General features: G+C 30.9%; 18 protein-coding genes. 16 read left to right on the top strand and 2 right to left on the bottom strand.

Annotated features, from left to right (window positions below; all coding sequences use genetic code 11):
* Window positions 1-7 precede the first annotated feature (7 nt).
* The 8 genes from deoD (at window position 8) to ASC41_RS10140 (ending at window position 7424) form a co-directional block, all read left to right on the top strand.
* Entirely contained in the window at window positions 8-706 is a 699-nt protein-coding gene (gene deoD, locus ASC41_RS10175) for a purine-nucleoside phosphorylase (RefSeq protein ID WP_055436541.1), read from the top strand.
* Between the two features lie 13 nt (window positions 707-719).
* The gene (locus tag ASC41_RS10170) at window positions 720-1235 is read left to right on the top strand and encodes a SixA phosphatase family protein (RefSeq protein WP_055436540.1); all 516 of its coding nucleotides are present in this window, start codon (window positions 720-722) and stop codon (window positions 1233-1235) included.
* Window positions 1228-1761, top strand: coding sequence for a GNAT family N-acetyltransferase (locus tag ASC41_RS10165; protein ID WP_055436539.1), 534 nt, complete (start codon window positions 1228-1230; stop codon window positions 1759-1761). The genes ASC41_RS10170 and ASC41_RS10165 overlap by 8 nt, the downstream gene beginning before the upstream one ends.
* Window positions 1762-1804: 43 nt before the next feature.
* The gene (gene smpB, locus ASC41_RS10160) at window positions 1805-2266 is read left to right on the top strand and encodes an SsrA-binding protein SmpB (RefSeq protein WP_055436538.1); all 462 of its coding nucleotides are present in this window, start codon (window positions 1805-1807) and stop codon (window positions 2264-2266) included.
* 12 nt (window positions 2267-2278) lie between these two features.
* Window positions 2279-3904 carry a S8/S53 family peptidase gene (locus tag ASC41_RS10155; protein ID WP_083477184.1) on the top strand — a complete coding sequence of 542 codons (1626 nt, stop codon included), beginning with the start codon at window positions 2279-2281 and terminating at the stop codon, window positions 3902-3904.
* 111 nt (window positions 3905-4015) lie between these two features.
* Window positions 4016-6484, top strand: a complete 2469-nt coding sequence (locus ASC41_RS10150) for a DUF5686 and carboxypeptidase regulatory-like domain-containing protein (protein ID WP_055436536.1) — start codon at window positions 4016-4018, stop codon at window positions 6482-6484.
* A gap of 153 nt (window positions 6485-6637) precedes the next feature.
* Entirely contained in the window at window positions 6638-6964 is a 327-nt protein-coding gene (locus ASC41_RS10145; protein ID WP_055436535.1) for a DMT family transporter, read from the top strand.
* Between the two features lie 271 nt (window positions 6965-7235).
* Entirely contained in the window at window positions 7236-7424 is a 189-nt protein-coding gene (locus ASC41_RS10140) for a hypothetical protein (protein WP_055436534.1), read from the top strand.
* On the opposite strand, the gene ASC41_RS10135 is transcribed toward ASC41_RS10140, so the two are convergent.
* Window positions 7421-8929: a succinate CoA transferase gene (locus ASC41_RS10135; protein WP_055436533.1), complete on the bottom strand. Its 1509-nt coding sequence runs from the start codon at window positions 8927-8929 to the stop codon at window positions 7421-7423. The genes ASC41_RS10140 and ASC41_RS10135 overlap by 4 nt on opposite strands.
* A 179-nt stretch (window positions 8930-9108) precedes the next feature.
* Here ASC41_RS10135 and ASC41_RS10130 point away from each other — a divergent pair, with 179 nt between their 5' ends.
* Window positions 9109-9915, top strand: a complete 807-nt coding sequence (locus ASC41_RS10130; RefSeq protein WP_055436532.1) for an AraC family transcriptional regulator — start codon at window positions 9109-9111, stop codon at window positions 9913-9915.
* A 132-nt stretch (window positions 9916-10047) separates the two neighbouring features.
* On the top strand, window positions 10048-11082 hold the full coding sequence (locus tag ASC41_RS10125) for an alpha/beta hydrolase family protein (protein WP_055436531.1): 1035 nt from the start codon (window positions 10048-10050) through the stop codon (window positions 11080-11082).
* 74 nt (window positions 11083-11156) lie between these two features.
* Here ASC41_RS10125 and ASC41_RS10120 read toward each other — a convergent pair whose 3' ends face one another.
* Entirely contained in the window at window positions 11157-11798 is a 642-nt protein-coding gene (locus ASC41_RS10120; protein WP_055436530.1) for a protein-L-isoaspartate(D-aspartate) O-methyltransferase, read from the bottom strand.
* A gap of 157 nt (window positions 11799-11955) precedes the next feature.
* Here ASC41_RS10120 and ASC41_RS10115 point away from each other — a divergent pair, with 157 nt between their 5' ends.
* The 6 genes from ASC41_RS10115 to ASC41_RS10090 all read left to right on the top strand — a co-directional run bounded on the left by ASC41_RS10115 (window position 11956) and on the right by ASC41_RS10090 (window position 19412).
* A complete protein-coding gene (locus tag ASC41_RS10115) occupies window positions 11956-12915 on the top strand; it encodes a Gfo/Idh/MocA family protein (RefSeq protein WP_055436529.1) in 960 nt (319 codons plus the stop codon).
* A 104-nt stretch (window positions 12916-13019) separates the two neighbouring features.
* Window positions 13020-13910 (top strand): 3-hydroxybutyryl-CoA dehydrogenase, encoded by an 891-nt coding sequence (locus ASC41_RS10110; RefSeq protein ID WP_055436528.1) that lies wholly within the window; start codon window positions 13020-13022, stop codon window positions 13908-13910.
* A 184-nt stretch (window positions 13911-14094) separates the two neighbouring features.
* A complete protein-coding gene (locus tag ASC41_RS10105; protein WP_055436527.1) occupies window positions 14095-15333 on the top strand; it encodes a DUF1015 domain-containing protein in 1239 nt (412 codons plus the stop codon).
* A gap of 56 nt (window positions 15334-15389) precedes the next feature.
* Entirely contained in the window at window positions 15390-16058 is a 669-nt protein-coding gene (locus ASC41_RS10100; protein ID WP_055436526.1) for a YggS family pyridoxal phosphate-dependent enzyme, read from the top strand.
* Between the two features lie 24 nt (window positions 16059-16082).
* Window positions 16083-17444: an exonuclease domain-containing protein gene (locus ASC41_RS10095; RefSeq protein WP_055436525.1), complete on the top strand. Its 1362-nt coding sequence runs from the start codon at window positions 16083-16085 to the stop codon at window positions 17442-17444.
* Window positions 17445-19412, top strand: coding sequence for a DUF3857 domain-containing protein (locus tag ASC41_RS10090; protein ID WP_055436524.1), 1968 nt, complete (start codon window positions 17445-17447; stop codon window positions 19410-19412).
* The last annotated feature ends 16 nt before the right edge of the window (window positions 19413-19428 follow it).

Below are 19428 nucleotides of genomic sequence, written 5' to 3'. Positions count from 1 at the left end.
TAACAAAATGAGCATACACATTGGAGCCCAAAAAGGCGATATCGCAGAAACAATTTTATTACCAGGAGATCCTTTAAGAGCAAAATGGATTGCCGAAACCTTTTTAGAAAACCCAGTATGCTTTAACGAAATTAGAGGTATGCTTGGTTACACAGGTACTTACCAAGGTAAACGTGTTTCAGTTATGGGAACAGGAATGGGTGTACCAAGTATTTCTATTTATACTCATGAATTAATTACACAGTTTGGTGTTAAAAACCTTATTCGTGTTGGTAGTGCTGGTTCTTACCAAAAACATATAAAAATTAGAGATGTGGTTTTGGCAATGGCAGCTTCTTCTAACTCTGGAGTAAACGAATTACGTTTTGGTGGTGCAGACTACGCTCCTACTGCAAATTTTGAATTATTTCAAAAAGCTGTTGAAGCCGCAAAAGCTAAAAACATACCTGTTAAAGCCGGAAACGTATTTACTAGTGACGAATTTTATGCAGATGATTTCGAATCTTATAAAAAATGGAGTAAATTTGGAGTACTTTGTGTAGAGATGGAAACTGCAGGATTATATACAGTTGCCGCAAAGCACAACGTAAACGCATTAACACTACTTACGATCTCAGATTCTTTAGTTACCGGAGAATCTACAACTAGCAAAGAAAGAGAAACCACTTTTAAAAGGATGATTGAAATTGCATTAGATCTTGCCTAAAAATATTTGTTTTATGAAAAACCTTCTATTATCCTTTATTCTTGTTATCACTTTGTCTTGTGCTAAGACTAAAAAAGAAACAAAAATAAATGAAGAAACAACCACTTATTACCTTATTCGTCATGCCGAAAAGGACAAAAGCGATGCTAATAACCAAAACCCTAATTTGATAGTAAAAGGTCTGGAAAGAGCAAAAAGATGGTCAAATCATTTCAAAAACATTCATTTAGATGCTATTTATAGCACGGATTATATACGTACAATCGAAACTGCTTTACCAACAGCAATGGATAAAGACATTGAGATTACACCTTACAACCCTAAGACTTTAGATCTTAAAACCTTTTTAGACGATACTAAAAACAAAACTGTTTTAATTGTTGGACATAGTAACACAACTCCTGCATTTGTAAATAAAATTATTGGTGAAGAAAAATACGAGTCTATAGATGAAACCATTAACAGTAAACTTTTTACTGTCACTATACAGGATAATAACATCTCCTCTAAAGTAACTAATATTGATTAATCTTAATAAAAACGTACAATTAGAAACAGTAACCATAGGCTCGCCTATAAATTTAGTCGATCTAATACAGCGTATTTATCCTCCTGCCTACAAACATTTATGGAAAAATGAAGATTGTAGTTTTTATTTCGATACCTTTTACAACCTTGAGCATTTACAAAAAGAATTATTAGAAAAAAATGCAGAATACTATTTTGTAATTTATAAAAATAATCCAGTAGGTATTTTCAGAATACAGTTTAATGAGCCTTTAAACAATCTTAAAACTGGAACATATATTCATAGAATTTATTTAGGTGTTGAAGCCCAAGGAAAAGGAGTTGCTAAAACTATTTTTAAATGGATTAAAACAAGAGCGAAAGCAAATAACAATACCTTTTTATGGTTAAAAGCTATGGACACACAGGAACAGGCTGTAAAATTCTACACAAAAAACCATTTTAAAATAACAGGCAAAACAAGTTTAGATTTCGATTTACTACACAAGCCATTAAAAGGAATGTTAATAATGAGTAAGGAAATATAATATTTCTTTTAAAACAGTTAAAAATGATTAGTTTTGTATCATAATGCAGAAAAAAGTAAACATACTAAACAAGAAGGCTAGATTTCAATACGAAATATTAGACAAATACACTGCTGGAATTGTTTTAACAGGAACAGAGATTAAGTCTATTCGCGATAGTAAAGCTTCTATTGCCGAAAGCTTTTGTGAATTTAACGAACAAAACGAGTTGTTTGTAATTAACATGACCATACAAGAATATGTTTATGGTAACTACTACAACCATGCACCTAAAGCAGAACGTAAACTTCTATTAAATAAGAAAGAATTAAAAAAACTTGAAAAAGAAGTTACAAATTCTGGATTAACTATTATTCCGCTACGTTTATTTCTAAATGAAAAAGGATTTGCTAAACTAGACATCGCTTTAGCGAAAGGTAAAAAGTTATACGATAAGCGTGAAACAATGAAAGATCGTGATAACAAACGTGATTTAGCTCGAATAAAAAAAGATCATAATAACTAAAAAAATAAAAATATGATAAAGATTCTTAATAAAACACATATTCTTTTGGGTCTAATTGTATTTTTTTCAGCATTAAGCGTTTGCGCACAAACCAATAAGGAATTTGCTCGTTTCTACTTTAAATTAGATTCTGAATTAGAATTCTCTTCACCAAAAGAAGTTTTAAACTATTCTGAATTAGTTAATTTAAACGCAAACTATACGTTTGAAATAAAAAACGCATACGGGTTTACAAAAGCTCAGATTAAAAACCTAAGTCGGTTGTCTAAAACCAATTTCACTTTAAAAAACACCTTTAGAATAGAAGGTCTTTTTACAGAATCTGAAAGAGAATCTTTTCTTGAAACCTTAAAAAATACCAACCAATTACTTTACGCATATAGCGCAATCACGACGCCTATACAACCTCCACATGATATTGCTCCTATAACAGATGATTTAGAAAGTACTCAAGGTTACATAGAATCTAACCCTGGTCATAATATAAGGTATGCATGGAACAATGGCGTTAATGGAGCAGGAATAAATATTAGAGCAATTGAATATGGTGTAAACCTAAACCATGAAGAGTTAGATCACACCAATACTTCTCTTCCTCCTAACACTACCATAAACGCTAGTGTTATAAATACTAGTTATGCAGAGCACGGTACTAGCGTTGCCGGCATTATTTTCGCAAATAAAGGAACCTATGGAACAAGCGGTATAGCACATGGTGCAAACGAATATGTTTTATATCCAGAATGGACAGAAGAATATGATTATAATCGCGTTTTAGCAACTTCTAACGCTATTGCAAATTCTACTGCTGGAGATCTAATTATTTACGAAATGCAAACTTATGGGCAAAATGATCATTTTGTTCCCGCAGAATACGAACAAGCCATTTGGGATCTTACAAAAGCGGCCACAGATGCAGGTATTGTAATAGTTGCAGCAGCAGGAAATGGAAGTGAAGACTTAGACGACCCTTTTTACAACAGCTACCATGGAAGAGGAGACAGTGGTGCTATAATAGTTGGATCAGGAAGTATTAATACATATCATTCTCCAGGCTCTACTTCAACTTATGGTTCGCGCGTCAATGTTCATTCTTGGGGGTATATATATTATGCACCTGGAAGCGAACCAAATAGCTTATATTTTGGTAACGATTTCAACCAAGGCTACAAGTCTTTTAATTCTACAAGTTGTGCAACTGCATTAACAGGTGGTTTTACAGCTGTTCTCCAGTCTTATGCGCTAGCACAAACAGGAAACTATTTAACCTCTCAAGAATTAAGAACTTTAATGGTTAATACTGCTATTCCGCAAGGGCCAGGTAATAACGTTGGTCCATTTCCAAATATGCAAGCCGCTATGCTCACTTTAGACAACACCTTGAGTATCGATTCTAAAAGTATTTCAAATTTTATAATGTATCCAAATCCGACTAATGGTGTTTTAAACATTAACTTAAATAGTTTTAATAAAACGGCAAATTTAGAAATTCATAATTTATTAGGACAGCAAGTGTTTACTACTAATTTAACCAAAAGCAATAATAGTGTTTCTGTTAACAATCTATCTAAAGGATTATACTTAGTAACGGTAAAAACGAATAACACTACAACTACAAAAAAATTAGTAATTAATTAAAATTGCGTTAAAACTAAAACCTTAATTGTTTATTTTATTTAAGTTTGGTTAATCTACAGGCAACCATTTTACAAAAAATTGCGTCTATAGTAATAAAACCAACCTTTAAGTATGAATAAATACCAACTACTCTGTTTTTCGTTTATTATTGCAAATTTTTCATTTGCCCAAATTACAGGAAACGTAACCTCTAACACTTCCGAAACACTTCCTTTTGTTAACGTCTATTTAAATGACACTTACACAGGAACAACTACAAATGAAGAAGGCAATTACACTTTAGACATCTCTAAAACAGGAGACTACACTATTGTTTTTCAATATTTAGGTTTTAAAACACTTAAAAAAGAGGTTTCTATTACGTCTTTTCCATATGTTTTAGATGCTAAGCTTATTGATGAAAATATTACACTAAGTGAAGTGGTAATCAATTCCGAAGAAAATCCTGCAAATCAAATTATAAGAAATACCATTGCTAAACGTGAAGGTGTTTTAGAAAAATTAAGCGAATATAAAGCTGACTTCTATTCTCGCGGACTTATAAAAATTAAAGACGCTCCCAAAAAAGTATTTGGACAAGATGTTGACGAAATGCTAGATGTTGAATTAGATTCTACAAGAAGTGGTATTATTTATTTATCCGAAACAATTTCGGAAATTGAATACCAAAAACCAAGACGTTTAAAAGAGAAAATTTTAGCCTCTAAAGTTAGTGGTGATGCCAGTGGATTTAGTTTTAACAATGCTACAGATGTAAATTACAATTTCTACAAAAACACTATAGAACTTGAGAACAATGTTATTTCTCCAATTGCAGATTATGCCTTTAATTATTACAAATATAAGTTAGAAGGTGTTTTTTACGATGATAACAATAACCTCATCAATAAAATATTAGTTACACCAAAACGCGATAACGATGCTGCGTTTTCAGGTTACATTTACATTATTGAAGACCAATGGTTAGTTTATGCAATAGACCTTACAATAACAGGAAAACGATCAGGAATTCCACCTATAGATTTATTAACACTTAAACAAACCTTTTCTTATTCCGAAACCGATAAAATTTGGGCATTAATCTCTCAAACTATTGATTTTAAATATGGTCTTTTTGGTTTTAAAGGCGAAGGTAGATTTACAGCCGTATACAGCGATTACGATTTTACACCAGAGTTTAGCAAAAATCATTTTACAAGAGAAATACTTTCTTTCGAAGAAAATTCTAATAAAAAAGACTCTCTTTTTTGGGATGCCAAACGTCCTGTGCCTTTAACTACTGAAGAGTCTACAGACTACCTTAAAAAAGATAGTATTCAATTGGTTAAAGAATCTAAACCTTATTTAGACTCTATCGATAAAAAACACAACACTTTTAAATTAGGAAATATTTTAGGCGGTTACAGCTACCAAAACTCGCATAAAGACTATCGTTTTAGCATAGATTCTCCAATCGAGAAAATATCATTTAATACTGTACAAGGCTGGAACGGAACTCTTGGTATGCGTTACACTAAAAATTACGACAAGTACAAACGTTATTTTAGTGTTTCTGGAGATGCTAACTATGGAGAAGCAGACGATCGCTTGCGCGGAACAATTAATGCAACCTATAAATTCAATAGTATTAACAACCGTTTTATTTCTCTTTCTGGAGGTGTAAAAATAGAACAATTTAATAGCTCTAACCCTATTTCTGAAACAGAAAACTTAGTAAGCACACTTCTTTTTGAAGACAATTATATGAAACTTTACGATAGAAGTTTTGTGCAAGGACAATATTACCAAGAAATTATTAATGGTGTTAGATTAAATTCTGTTTTAGGTTTCGAACGCAGAAAAGCTTTATTCAATAATTCGGATTACGTATTGGTTAACGAAGTTAGAGATATTTACACAAGTAATAATCCTTTAGACGAAACCGATTTCACCTCTAAGCCATTCAACACCCACAACATTGCAAAACTTAATGTAAATGCTACAATTAATTTTGCTCAAGATTATTTAAGCTATCCAGATGGCAAATACAATATTTCTAACAGCAAGTACCCAACACTTTCTTTAGGTTACGAAAAAGGTTTTGCGGCTACAGATTCTAATTATAATTTCGATCAGTTTAAAGCCAGATTAAGACAACGTATAGATCTTGGAAATAAAGGCGAATTTGAATACAATGCACAAGGAGGTCTTTTTGCAAATGCAGATAATATTGCTTTTATGGATTACCATCACTTTAACGGTAACCAAACCAATGTAAAACTAGATGGCTCTTATTTATATTCTTTTAAAAACTTACCTTATTATGGACTAAGCACAAACGATAACTATGCAGAATTACATACCGAATATCGTTTTAATGGATACATATTAAATAAGATTCCGTTAATTAATAAGCTTAACTTTAATCTTATTTTAGGTGCAAAAGCAGCATTTACTCAAGATAATAAACCGTATTCGGAATACTCAATTGGTGTAGATAACATAGGTTTTGGTAAATTTAGATTTCTACGTGTAGACTATGTGCGCTCATACCAAAGTGGCTTTATTAACGATGCAGTTATGTTTGGTATTAGTCTTTAACTCATTACTATGAGTCTAGTGCTCTACAAAAATATAACTTTTAGCGCTATATCTAAAGTTGGTTTATTCAGAATAAAAAAGCACAATTACTATTACTTAAAAGAAACAGAGAATGCTTTAAATGCTTTTTCTAAATAAAGAAATTGATAACTAATGAATTGGATATTATTGGTAATTGCTGGCCTTTTTGAAGTCGCCTTTGCTGCTTGCCTTGGTAAAGCTAAAGAAGCAACAGGCAATGAAGCAACCTATTGGTACATTGGCTTTTTTGTTTGTTTAGCAATTAGCATGCTTCTTCTTTTAAAAGCTACACAAGAACTACCTATTGGCACAGCATATGCTGTTTGGACTGGAATTGGAGCTGTAGGAACTGTGTTAATTGGTATTTTTATTTTTAAAGAACCTGCAACAATATGGCGACTATTTTTCATGACGACTTTAATTATCTCAATTGTAGGACTAAAAGCAGTTTCTAAATAAAGGATATAAAACAATTTAAAAAAAGAAACATTAGCTTCGTTTAATATAATCGAACAATGAAAAAGACACTTCCATTAGTCGTAATTATTGCAAGTGTCATTTTATTGCTTGTAAATTATATAATGGCCAATGATATAAACCGTGGGTTTTGGCTATCCACATTATCAAGTGTATTAATAATAATAATAATAATCTCGATGGTGTTAACTATTAAAGCACATAAAGACCAAGACAAGGATTAACAATTATCTTTTAAAATATTTAAAATACCATGACCAAAAAAATTAAATCTATAATAACAGGCGGCCTATTTGGAGGTATTGTTTACGCAAGTATTATGGCTGGATTTGACTATGCTGATGGTGAAAATTTTAAAATATGGAGGTTTTTAATTAATGCTCTAATTTTTGGTTCATTTATGGGATTCATGACGTTTTATAACCTCAAAAAAAATAATTAAACATCACAATTAGCATAGCTATTCATTTGCATTGTACCCTGAGTTTTAAGCTGCGTATGCCAACTAAAAGCATCTTTAAGAATATGTGGTGTTTGTCCGCCTAAACTAAAAGCCTTATCAAAATAACTTAATAATTGTGCTCTATATTCTGGATGTACACAATTATTAATAATAAGCCTTGCTCGTTCTACAGGTGCTAAACCTCTAACATCTGCTAAACCTTGCTCGGTAACCAAAACATCTACATCATGCTCTGTATGGTCGGTATGAGAAACCATTGGTACAATATGCGAAATACTACCTCCTTTAGACATAGAAGGACAAGCAAAAATACTTAGATAACCATTTCTAGCAAAGTCACCAGAACCACCAATACCATTCATCATTTTTGTTCCTGCAATGTGAGTCGAGTTCACGTTTCCGTATATATCAAACTCAATTGCGGTATTTATTCCAATAATTCCTAAACGGCTTATTACCTCAGCAGCATTACTAATATTCTGTGGTCTTAATACCAGTTTGCTTTTATATTTCTCGAAATCTTTAAATATTTTATCCGAGCATTTTTGTGTAACTGTTATAGATGATGCCGAAGCGAATACTAATTTTCCAGAATCGAAAAGATCAAAAGTACTATCTTGAAGCACTTCAGAATACATTGTTAAATTTTTAAATCGACTAGTAGTAAAACCTGCTAAAATAGCATTAGCCGTTTTTCCTATACCTGCTTGTAATGGTAAAAGGGACTCTGTTAGTCTGCCCGCATCTACTTCTTTCCCTAAAAACTCAAGAATATGATTGGAAATAGCTTTTGTTTTTTCATCTGGATCGGAAATAACAGCCGGCGAATCTGGCATTTCGGTATAAACAATCGCAACCACTTTGTTAGGATCTATTTTAATAAACGGATCGCCAATTCTAGTATCCGAACTTACAACAGGAATAATATCTCTATTTGGTTGCTTTTTTAATACTTTAATATCGTGTAATCCTAAAAAGGTTTCAGGAAAACTGGTGTTAATTTCAATAATAATTTTATCTGCTTTTTCTAAAAATATAGGCGAATTACCCACAGATGTTGTTGGTACAATAAAACCATCAGCAGTAATTGAAACAGCTTCAATAATAGCAACATCAATTTTAAACATATCTATTTTTTGAAGCATATCGGCAGTTTGCCCTAAATGCTGATCGACATAAAGCACATCATGACTATTAATACTTTTTCTTAAAGTCGCATCTGCTTGAAATGGCAAGCGTTTATGCAAAGCGCCATTTTTTGCTAAATTAGCATCAGTATCATATCCTAAAGATGCGCCGCTTAATACCGTTACTTTTAACTCCTCATAAAGTGCTCTTTCTGCAATCATAGGCAAAACAGCTTTACTGTCGCCTGCCTTTGTAAAACCACTAACACCTAAAATATCATTATTATTAATTAATAAAGCTGCTTTTTCTGCTGACTGTATTTTATCTATATAAGGTGTATAATTTATTCTTTGCATAATCTGAGTATTTTATAATTTTTGGGTTAAAAAATTTAGTATTTAATTAAAATTGGACTACATACTGTGTTTTTAATAAAAATACTTCGGCAATTTATGTAAGATATTTAGTGTCTTTTTATTAAAAAAAGACAATGTTTTATTAATTTAGTGCATTAAATATAATTACTCCATTTATTATGAACAATAAATATTACTTAACAGAGGTAGACAAAAATCCAGAGAGCATATTTTGCTATCATACTGCTATGAACGATTTATTTATTGAACATCACAATCATGACAAAGGACAATTTCTATATACCGAAGGTGGCATAGTCCATGTTAAAACCAATACTAGAATGTATTATTTACCAGCAAGGCATTATATTTGGATTCCTGCAAGTGTAAAACACGCTATCTACCCTAGTTCTCCAAAAGTTATTATGCGAAACTTGTATTTTCCCATACAAGCTGATACTACAGAATTTTATAAAAAAGAAGGTGTATATCACATTAATAATCTATTAATGGAACTATTATTATTTACAAAAAATTGGAATGGAGATATTACCAAAGCTCACAAAAACAAATACCCAATTGTTTATGCTTTTAAAACACTTTTAGAACAAAATGCATCGCAATCGTTACATTTAGAGCTACCACATCCAACAGATAGTAGACTAATAAGTATTACAAAATACCTTTCTGATAAAATAGATCAAGAACACCTATTACCTAAATTGGCTTCCAATTTTAGTATGACAGATAAATCGTTATACCGCCTTTTTAAGAAAGATTTAAACATGTCTTTTATTAAATATTACACACAGTTAAGAATATTTAAATCGTTAGAATATTTAATGAATTCCGATTACAACATTTCTCAAATAGCAAATATGGTTGGTTATAGTAGCTTACCTACATTTAGCAACACCTTTAGTAAAGTTATGGGTAAACGCCCTTCAGAATACAGAAAATCCAATGAGATTTATACAGAGTCTTAAAAAAGCTATGTTCGAATTTGACTTAAAAAAAATAGTTAAAATTTGTTTAACATATCAACTAAACATTAAGCTTAATTTCCAAACTGTAACAAAAAACCAGATAATTCGTCATCTATTTATAAACGAACTATTATGAAATTAATAAAACGAATTACAATATCAATCGGAATTTTAATACTAATTGGATTTCTTTTTTTGGGTTTAAAACTTGGAACAAAGTATTATAAATCTTATCAAAATTCTGAATCATTAACAAATACGATTCTAGATTATAAAATTAGCGCTGACGATTATAAGAATTCATACAATCTGAAAAATGGAGCAATTATATCTAAAAAAATAATAAACCTCTCAGAAATACCTCCGATTTGGAATAGCATCTCTGAAAATAATTATTTAACAAAAAACTATAAATATTTAGATAACATTAATTTTTATGTTATTATTTATAAGAGTGATTCTTTATTAGTGAACGGAATAATTGCTGAACCCAAAAAAGAAGGTAAATTTCCTGTTATTATTTTTAATAGAGGAGGAAATAAAGAAGTCGGAAAAATGGCTAAAGCAAAAACGCTTCATTCTTTAATACAATCGGCTTCTAAATTAGCGAGCCAAGATTATTTAGTTGTAGCCAGCTGTTATAGAGAAAATGATGAATTTGGAGGTAATGACATTAACGATGTTCTAAATCTAACAGAAACGATTAAAACTATTAAAAAAGCAGACTCAAGCCGTATTGGAATGTTTGGATGGTCAAGAGGCGGTATGATGACTTATCTATCTCTTAAGCATAGTAATCTAATTAAAACCGCAGTAATTGGAAATGGACCTTCCGATTTAGAAAAATTAATTATTGATAGACCTGAAATGGAAAATTTAGTATATGCTAAACTAATTCCAAAATATAAAGAAAACAAAAGTGATGAATTAAAAAAACGCTCTGTTTCTTATTGGCCAAACGAATTAGACAAAAATGCTAGTTTACTTATTCTTTGCGGAACCGAAGATCAGCAAGTAAACCCTAATCAAGCAAATATAATAGCTAATAAATTAACTAAAATAGATTATGATTTTAAGCTTGAAAAAGTAAAAACTGACCACAAATTTTCTAATAAAAAAGATGAATTAAATAAGTTATTAATTAATTGGTTCAAAGAAAAATTATAAAAACACGTTAAACGAATCATCCAAAATAAAAATAGAGTAATAAAATTAGATTAGACCAAAGCTTTACCCAACTACTAATTCTTATCCTCTAGAAGCGGTACAAAACGAAACTCACCAAACTCCGTTTTATCAAATTCTTTAAGACCTTTTCTAACAAAAAGCGTCATGGTTTGCACATTTTCTCCCACAGGTATAACCAAGCGACCACCAATTTCAAGTTGGGCAAGTAATGGTTTAGGCACAAAAGGTGCTCCTGCTGTAACAATAATACTTTTAAAAGGTGCTTCTTCTACTAGACCTTTATAACCATCGCCAAAAATAAATTTCTTAGCTCTAAATCCTAGTTTTGGCAAAAACTTACTTGTTTTTTTAAACAACTCTTGCTGTCTTTCAATACTATAAACTTTAGCACCTAAATCGCACAAAACAGCAGTTTGGTAACCACTTCCTGTACCAATTTCAAGCACTTTATCTCCTCTTGTAATTTCCATTAATTCAGTTTGGAAAGCTACGGTATAAGGTTGCGATATTGTTTGGTCTGCAGCAATAGGAAACGCTTTATCTTGATAAGCATGGTCTAAAAAACTAGAATCCATAAACAAATGCCTTGGTATTTTTCCAATAGCATTAAGTACTGCTTTATCTGTAATACCTTTGTTTACTAATATATTAACTAATTGTTGCCTTAGGCCCTTATGTTTAAAAGTATCTTGCAAAATGATGGAAAGTTTAGAACGATAAAATTAATGAAACAATTTTCGTTTTAAAAGTAAATAGTGGATTTTAATTATATTATTAATACCCATTAAAAATATAACCAAATTTGCCAAATTCGTAGGTAAATATCTTATTTTTGAAAAAAACGTAAACAGAATGCTAAACGCTGGAGTTTTAGGTGCTGGACACCTAGGGAAAATTCATTTAAGATTACTTAATCAATCTAATAAATATAACCTTGTTGGTTTTTACGATTCTAGTGAAGAGAACGGTAAAAAGGTAGAAGCAGAATTTGGTTATAAATACTTTAATTCTATAGAAGCTTTAATAGATGCCGTAGACATGGTAGATATTGTAACGCCAACACTTTCGCATTACGATTGTGCTAGACAAGCCATTGCTAAAGGCAAACATATTTTTATAGAAAAGCCTATTACAAATACTGTTGAAGAAGCCGAAACTTTAAGAACTTTAGTTGCCGAACATGGTGTTAAAGGACAAGTTGGGCACGTTGAGCGTTTTAATCCTGCTTTTATAGCTATAAAACACCAACTAGACAGCCCAATGTTTATAGAAGCGCATCGATTGGCAGAATTTAACCCAAGAGGAACAGATGTTCCTGTAGTTTTAGATTTAATGATTCATGATATAGATGTTATCCTAAGCGTTGTACAATCTAAAGTTAAAAGTGTTTCTGCAAGTGGTGTTTCGGTAATTAGTGATACACCAGATATTGCAAATGCACGTATAGAATTTGTAAACGGTTGTGTTGCCAATTTAACAGCAAGTAGAATTTCTTTAAAGAATATGCGTAAAACACGTTTCTTTCAAAAAGACGCCTACATTTCAGTAGATTTCTTAGAGAAAAAATGTGAAGTTGTAAAAATGAAAGACGCTCCAGAAACTCCTGGGGATTTCGATATGATTCTTCAAAATGCTGAAGGGATCAAAAAGCAAATTTATTTCGATAATCCAGACGTTCCTAGTAATAACGCCATTTTAGACGAACTAGAAAGCTTTGCTGATGCTATAAACACTAACACAAAACCAATAGTTACATTACACGATGGAACTGAAGCTTTACGTGTTGCAACTATGATTATCGATCAATTTTAAGTTCGTTTCGAGCTCTCTTTTTTAACTAAAGAGGAGTTTAATAAATATTATAAATAAACAAATAAGATTTCCGTCTTAGCGGAAACAAAAAACAATATTTTTTTATGAAAAACGTAGCAGTAATTGGAGCAGGAACTATGGGAAATGGTATCGCTCATACTTTTGCACAATCAGGTTTTAAAGTACAATTAATAGATATTAGTGAAGAATCACTAAAAAGAGGAATAGCAACCATTACTAAGAATTTAGATAGAATGGTCGCTAAAGAAAGAATTACAGAAGCTAATAAAATTGATACTTTATCAAATATAACAACATATACTAGCGTAAAAGAAGGTGTAGAATTTGCAAGCTTAGTTGTAGAGGCTGCAACCGAAAACATTGATTTAAAATTAAAGATTTTTAAGCAATTAGACGAGGCTTGCCCAGAAGATACTATTCTAGCAACAAACACATCGTCTATATCAATAACTCAAATTGGAGCAGTAACTTCTCGACCAGAAATGGTAATTGGGATGCACTTTATGAATCCAGTGCCAATTATGAAATTGGTAGAGATTATTCGTGGTTATAACACTAGCGACGAAGTAACAAATACTATAATGGAATTATCTAGAACACTAGGTAAAACACCAACAGAAGTAAACGATTATCCTGGATTTGTTGCCAATAGAATATTAATGCCAATGCTTAACGAATCTATAGAAACACTTTACAATGGTGTTGCTGGAGTTGAAGAGATTGATACTGTTATGAAATTAGGTATGGCACATCCAATGGGACCATTACAATTAGCCGATTTTATAGGTCTAGACGTTTGTTTATCTATATTAAACGTTATGTACGATGGTTTTAAAAATCCTAAATATGCACCGTGTCCACTATTAGTAAATATGGTTCGTGCAGGAAAACTAGGCGTTAAATCTGGTGAAGGTTTTTATGATTATTCTGAAAGTAGAAAAGCTGAGAAAGTTGCTAAGCAATTTTTAAAGTAAATCTACTTTTTTTGATTGCTAAATAGGCTGTCATTGCGAGGACGAAGGACGTGGCAATCTCTTAAATTGAAATCCAATTAAATAGATTCCCACGTTTTTTTTATTGAAAAAATTCGTAATTACATATTATAATGTCGATAACAAAATTAATTAAATAGGTTCCTGAATTTACAGGAAGTAAATTATGGCAAACATAAAACCTTTTCGCGCAGTAAAACCAACACGAGATAAAGTAAGCCTTGTAGCATCTCGCTCGTACCAAAGTTATACGCAACCAGAACGCGAAGGCCGTTTAAACTATAACCCGTTTTCGTTTCTACACATTGTTAATCCTGGTTACAAATATGCTAAGGAAATTTCTGGAGAAGCGCGTTATCAGCTAGTAAAAAACCGCTATTTAGAATTTAAAGAAGATGGTGTTTTTAAACAAGACAAAAAACCTTCATTTTACATTTATAAAATAGTAGATCGAGACCAGCAAACCTTTAATGGCATTGTTGCAGCTGCAAGTGTAGAAGACTACCAAAACGATGTTATAAAAAAACACGAAGACACTATAGCTAGTCGTGAAATTGTTTTTAAAGATTACTTAAAAACGGTTGGCTTTAATGCCGAACCTGTACTCCTCACCTATCCTGATAATAACGCTATTTCAAATGTTATTACCGAAATACAAAAAGAGCGTGCAGAATTCGAATTCACAACCACTTATAGAGATACACATTACCTATGGCAAATAGATAACGAAGCCCATATTAAAATAATTACTGATGCTTTTGCAAGCATGAACACGCTTTATATTGCAGATGGTCATCATCGTTCGTCTTCATCAAATTTACTTTGTAAAAATTTAAAAGCCGAAAACAAAAGCCATAATGGAAATGAGACTTATAATTATTTTATGAGTTTCTTAATTCCAGAATCCGAGTTACAAATTCATGAATTCAATAGGCTTGTAAAAGACTTAAATGGTTTAACAAAAGAAGAGTTTTTAATTAAATTAGACACGACGTACCGTATAGAAAACCGTGGTATTATGCCATACAAACCATCGAAACCTCATCATTTTAGTATGTATTTAGATGGCGAGTTTTATTCGCTATACTTACGCAAGACAAGTTATAAATTTGAAACCTCTTTAGATGAACTCGATGCACAGCTACTCTATCAAACCATTTTAAAACCAATTTTAGAAATAGAAGATTTACGACACGATAAACGCATCGATTATTTAAGTGGAAAAAAAGATGTTGTAAACCTTAAAAGTAAAATAGATAGTGGAGAGTTTAAAGTCGGTTTTGGTATGATTCCTGCTACTATAAAACAAATGAAAAGCATTGCTGACGATGGACTTAAAATGCCACCAAAAAGCACTTATATTGAGCCAAAATTAAGAAGTGGTGTTACTATTTATGAGTTTTAAAAAATGTTTTCACTTTTAATTAGTAATCTAGAAACTACAAAGCATTAGATAATAAAATGAGCATACAACAAAACTTAAACAATATAAAACAAACACTTCCAGAACACGTAACATTAGTTGCGGTTTCTAAAACGAAACCTGTGAGTGATTTAATGGAAGCATACAATGCTGGGCAGCGCATTTTTGGAGAAAACAAAATCCAAGAAATGGCAGACAAGTTTGAGCAAATGCCAAAAGATATCGAATGGCACATGATTGGACACGTACAAACCAATAAGGTAAAGTATATGGCTCCATTTGTTAGCTTAATACATGGTGTAGAAAGTTTTAAATTATTGAAAGAAGTAAATAAACAAGCTTTAAAACACGACAGAGTTATAGACTGTTTACTTCAAATTAAAATAGCCGAAGAAGATTCTAAATTTGGAATGTCTGCAAAAGAAGCTTCAGATATATTACAATCGGAAGATTTTTCAGCATTAAAAAATATTAAAGTAATTGGAGTTATGGGAATGGCAACTTTTACAGAAAACACACTTCAAATTGAAAAAGAATTCAGACTTTTAAAGTCTACTTTAGAAGATTTAAAAGTGACTGAAACTACAAACTGCCGACTACAAACTATTTCTATGGGAATGAGTGGAGATTACAAACTAGCAATAGATTGTGGAAGTACAATGGTTCGTGTAGGAAGTAGTATCTTTGGAAACAGAAATTACAACTAGTAATATAACAAAACAACATACAGTATCTACGCAATAATAGACATAGAAACCACAGGTGGTAAGTATAACGAAGAAGGCATAACAGAGATTGCTATTTACAAATTTGATGGTCACGAAGTTGTAGACCAATTTATAAGTTTAGTAAATCCGGAAAGAGAAATCCAACCTTTTGTTGTAAACCTTACTGGTATTAACAGTAACATGTTAAAAAATGCACCTAAGTTTTACGAAATCGCAAAACGAGTTGTAGAAATTACAGAAGGCTGCGTAGTTGTGGCACATAATGCGCAATTTGACAACCGAATATTAACGACAGAATTTAAGCGATTAGGTTTCGATTTCGATCGAGAAACGTTATGTACTGTAGAGCTAGCAAAAACGCTTATTCCAGATTTACCATCTTACAGTTTAGGTAAATTAGTACGTTCTCTTGGTATACCGGTTACAGACAGACACCGTGCTTCTGGAGATGCATTAGCAACCGTTAAACTCTTTAAGTTATTATTGAGTAAAGATGTTGAAAAAACTATTATTCAAACCTTTTTAAGAAAGCATCCTAAGCTACAGTTAGAACCAAAACTAACAGATATTATTGCTCAAATGCCTTCGGAAACAGGTGTGTATTACATACATAATAAAGAGGGCAATATTATATATATTGGTAAGAGTAAGAATATTAAGAAACGAATAAATCAGCATTTTACTGGTACAGATAGAAAGTCTAAAAAAATTCAAATTCAAGTCGCAACAGTAACTTACGATGCTACAGGTAGCGAACTTATAGCTTTATTAAAAGAGAGTCACGAAATAAAACAAAACAAACCTATTTTTAATCGTGCAATGAGAAAAACAAAAATCTCTCATGCATTATACAGTTCTACAGATAACAATGGTTATATAAATTTAACTATTGCTAATGCAGACGGACGTAAAAAGGTTATAACAACTTTTAATAATAAGCAGAGTGCTAAAGACTTTTTGCATCGTGCCGTAGAAACATATTCTTTATGTTTAAAATTATGTGGTTTAGAAAAAACGACTGATAGTTGTTTTAGATATGAATTAAAAGAATGTGAAGGTGCTTGTTTAAATGAAGAAAATACTGTGCTTTACAATAAGCGTGTTAACGAGTTTATTGAAAAATACAGCTATAAAGATCAAAATATGATTATTATAGATAAAGGTAGAAAAGTAGATGAACGTAGTGCTATTTTAATTGAAAACGGAGCTTTTAAAGGCTATGGTTTTTACGATTTAAATCACCAAATAAACAATATTGATATTCTAAAATCTATTATTATTCCTATGAGTAATAATAGATACACGCAGCATATAATACAAAGTTACTTACGTAAAAATAAACGCCTTAAGATTTTAAAATTTTAAATGAAAAAATTCACAACAACACTAATCTTATTACTATTTACATTTATTACTTTTTCTCAATCTGAATTTAATGCCTCTGGTTATAATGTTACCGGTAATGATTTAACAATAAACACGTACAGTAAAGACTCTACAGCTAATGCTTTAGTAATTTATGAATTTGGCAACTCTTATTTCGACCAAGAAGATTTCAGATTAAAAACCGAAGTTAAACGCAAAATTAAAATTCTTAATAGAGATGGCTTTGATGAAGCAAATGTTTCCATTTTACTTTATAAAAATAGTGATAGCAAAGAAGAAATAACTAGAATAGTTGCTACTACTACTAACATTAATAGCAATGGAACTTTAGATATCCAAAAATTAGACAAAAGCCAGGTTTTTACTGAAGAATACAATGATAATTATACCTTAGTAAAATTTACATTACCAAATATTAAAGAAGGCTCAGTAATTAAATATAGCTACAAATTAGACACGCCTTTTATGTTTAATTATAGACAGTGGTATTTTCAAACAGATATTCCAACACTCTATAGTGAGTATCACGCAAGTATTCCAGCTAATTACGAATATAATATTAAGTTGGTAGGAGAGATACCATTATCTGTAAACACTTCAGATACTGAAAGCGAATGTTTAAAAACATCTACAGGTGCAAAAGCAGATTGTTTTAAATCTATTTATATTATGAAAAATATTCCTGCTTTTATAGATGAAAAATATATGACTACACGAGAAAATTATATTTCTAAAGTAGAATACGAATTAAAAGTCTATAAGAGCTTTGATGGCGGAATAGACAATATTACCAGGTCTTGGAAGACTACTGATAAAGAATTAAAAACAGAAAAAGGTATTGGAAGGCAACTAAATAAAGGATCTGTTGTTAAAGATTTGCTTTCAAAAGAAATAACAAATGAACAAGACCAACTTAAAAAAGCCAAAGCTATTGTAGAATACGTACAAAGTAATTACAAATGGAATAAAAAATTTAATGTTTTTGGAGATGTTTCTTTAAAAGATTTAGTTAAAAATAAAGTTGGAAGAGCATCAGAAGTTAACTTATTACTTTTCAATTTATTAAAAGAAAATAATATTGACGTTCTACCAGTATTAATGTCTACAAGAGGTAATGGCTTTCCAACAAAAATATTTCCAGTTATTTCAGAGTTCAATTACATTATCATTCAGGCAAAAATAGCAGGAGAAACTTATTTTCTAGATGCTACAAGTCCATATCTCTCTTTTGGACAACTACCTTACAGGTGTTTAAATCAATATGGAAGACTATTAGATTTAAAAAATGGTAGTTATTGGGTAGATATTACGCCTAAAAGTAATTTTTCGATTAGCTATAAAGTTTCATCTATAATTAATGATAAAGGATCAATTAATGGCTCTATAGAATATAGAGCTACAGGTTATAACTCAAGTGACTTAAAAGCTGCTTACTTTAAAAACAAATCAAGTTATAAAACTAATTATCAAAACGAAAACACAAACATAACGGTTACAAATCACGAAGTAAAAACGACATCTAAAAATAGTGATGACTTTAAAGAAGTTGTATCTTTTGAAGTAGCTTCAGAAACCATTGGAAATTCAATTTATGTAAATCCGTTTATAACAACATTTTTTGACGAGAATCCTTTAAAATTACAAGAACGAACTTATCCTATTGATTTTGGTTACAAAGATTCGTACACATATATTTATAAGTTAGAGTACGATAGTAATCTATACGAAGTAACCGAAATACCAGAGATTAAAAAGCTCCAATTACCTAATGGAACTGGTGTTTTAATCCTTAATACTACTAAAAATGATTCTGAAATTATCATTTATTTTAAATTTAATTTTAAAGAAGCTATTTACAACCAAAATTACTATCCTTATTTAAAAGAGTATTTTAGTACTATTGTAGATTTACAAAAAAATTCACTAATTATTTTAAAGAAAAAATAGCCAATTATTATTTAGT

The sequence above is a fragment of the Lacinutrix algicola genome (assembly GCF_001418085.1).
GTDB lineage: Bacteria > Bacteroidota > Bacteroidia > Flavobacteriales > Flavobacteriaceae > Lacinutrix > Lacinutrix algicola.
Note: the sequence above shows the minus strand (reverse complement) of the source record. Positions and strands in the feature narration are given on the sequence as shown.

Bases quoted from the DNA above. Each gene is read 5' to 3' on its own strand.
- ASC41_RS10115 (WP_055436529.1), top strand. From the start codon at position 11,956: ATGCTAAACGCTGGAGTTTTAGGTGCTGGACACCTAGGGAAAATTCAT.
- ASC41_RS10090 (WP_055436524.1), top strand. From the start codon at position 17,445: ATGAAAAAATTCACAACAACACTAATCTTATTACTATTTACATTTATT.
- ASC41_RS10100 (WP_055436526.1), top strand. From the start codon at position 15,390: ATGAGCATACAACAAAACTTAAACAATATAAAACAAACACTTCCAGAA.
- smpB (WP_055436538.1), top strand. From the start codon at position 1,805: ATGCAGAAAAAAGTAAACATACTAAACAAGAAGGCTAGATTTCAATAC.
- ASC41_RS10130 (WP_055436532.1), top strand. From the start codon at position 9,109: ATGAACAATAAATATTACTTAACAGAGGTAGACAAAAATCCAGAGAGC.
- ASC41_RS10145 (WP_055436535.1), top strand. From the start codon at position 6,638: ATGAATTGGATATTATTGGTAATTGCTGGCCTTTTTGAAGTCGCCTTT.
- ASC41_RS10150 (WP_055436536.1), top strand. From the start codon at position 4,016: ATGAATAAATACCAACTACTCTGTTTTTCGTTTATTATTGCAAATTTT.
- ASC41_RS10155 (WP_083477184.1), top strand. From the start codon at position 2,279: ATGATAAAGATTCTTAATAAAACACATATTCTTTTGGGTCTAATTGTA.
- ASC41_RS10135 (WP_055436533.1), bottom strand. From the start codon at position 8,929: ATGCAAAGAATAAATTATACACCTTATATAGATAAAATACAGTCAGCA.
- ASC41_RS10105 (WP_055436527.1), top strand. From the start codon at position 14,095: ATGGCAAACATAAAACCTTTTCGCGCAGTAAAACCAACACGAGATAAA.
- ASC41_RS10125 (WP_055436531.1), top strand. From the start codon at position 10,048: ATGAAATTAATAAAACGAATTACAATATCAATCGGAATTTTAATACTA.
- ASC41_RS10140 (WP_055436534.1), top strand. From the start codon at position 7,236: ATGACCAAAAAAATTAAATCTATAATAACAGGCGGCCTATTTGGAGGT.
- ASC41_RS10110 (WP_055436528.1), top strand. From the start codon at position 13,020: ATGAAAAACGTAGCAGTAATTGGAGCAGGAACTATGGGAAATGGTATC.
- ASC41_RS10170 (WP_055436540.1), top strand. From the start codon at position 720: ATGAAAAACCTTCTATTATCCTTTATTCTTGTTATCACTTTGTCTTGT.
- deoD (WP_055436541.1), top strand. From the start codon at position 8: ATGAGCATACACATTGGAGCCCAAAAAGGCGATATCGCAGAAACAATT.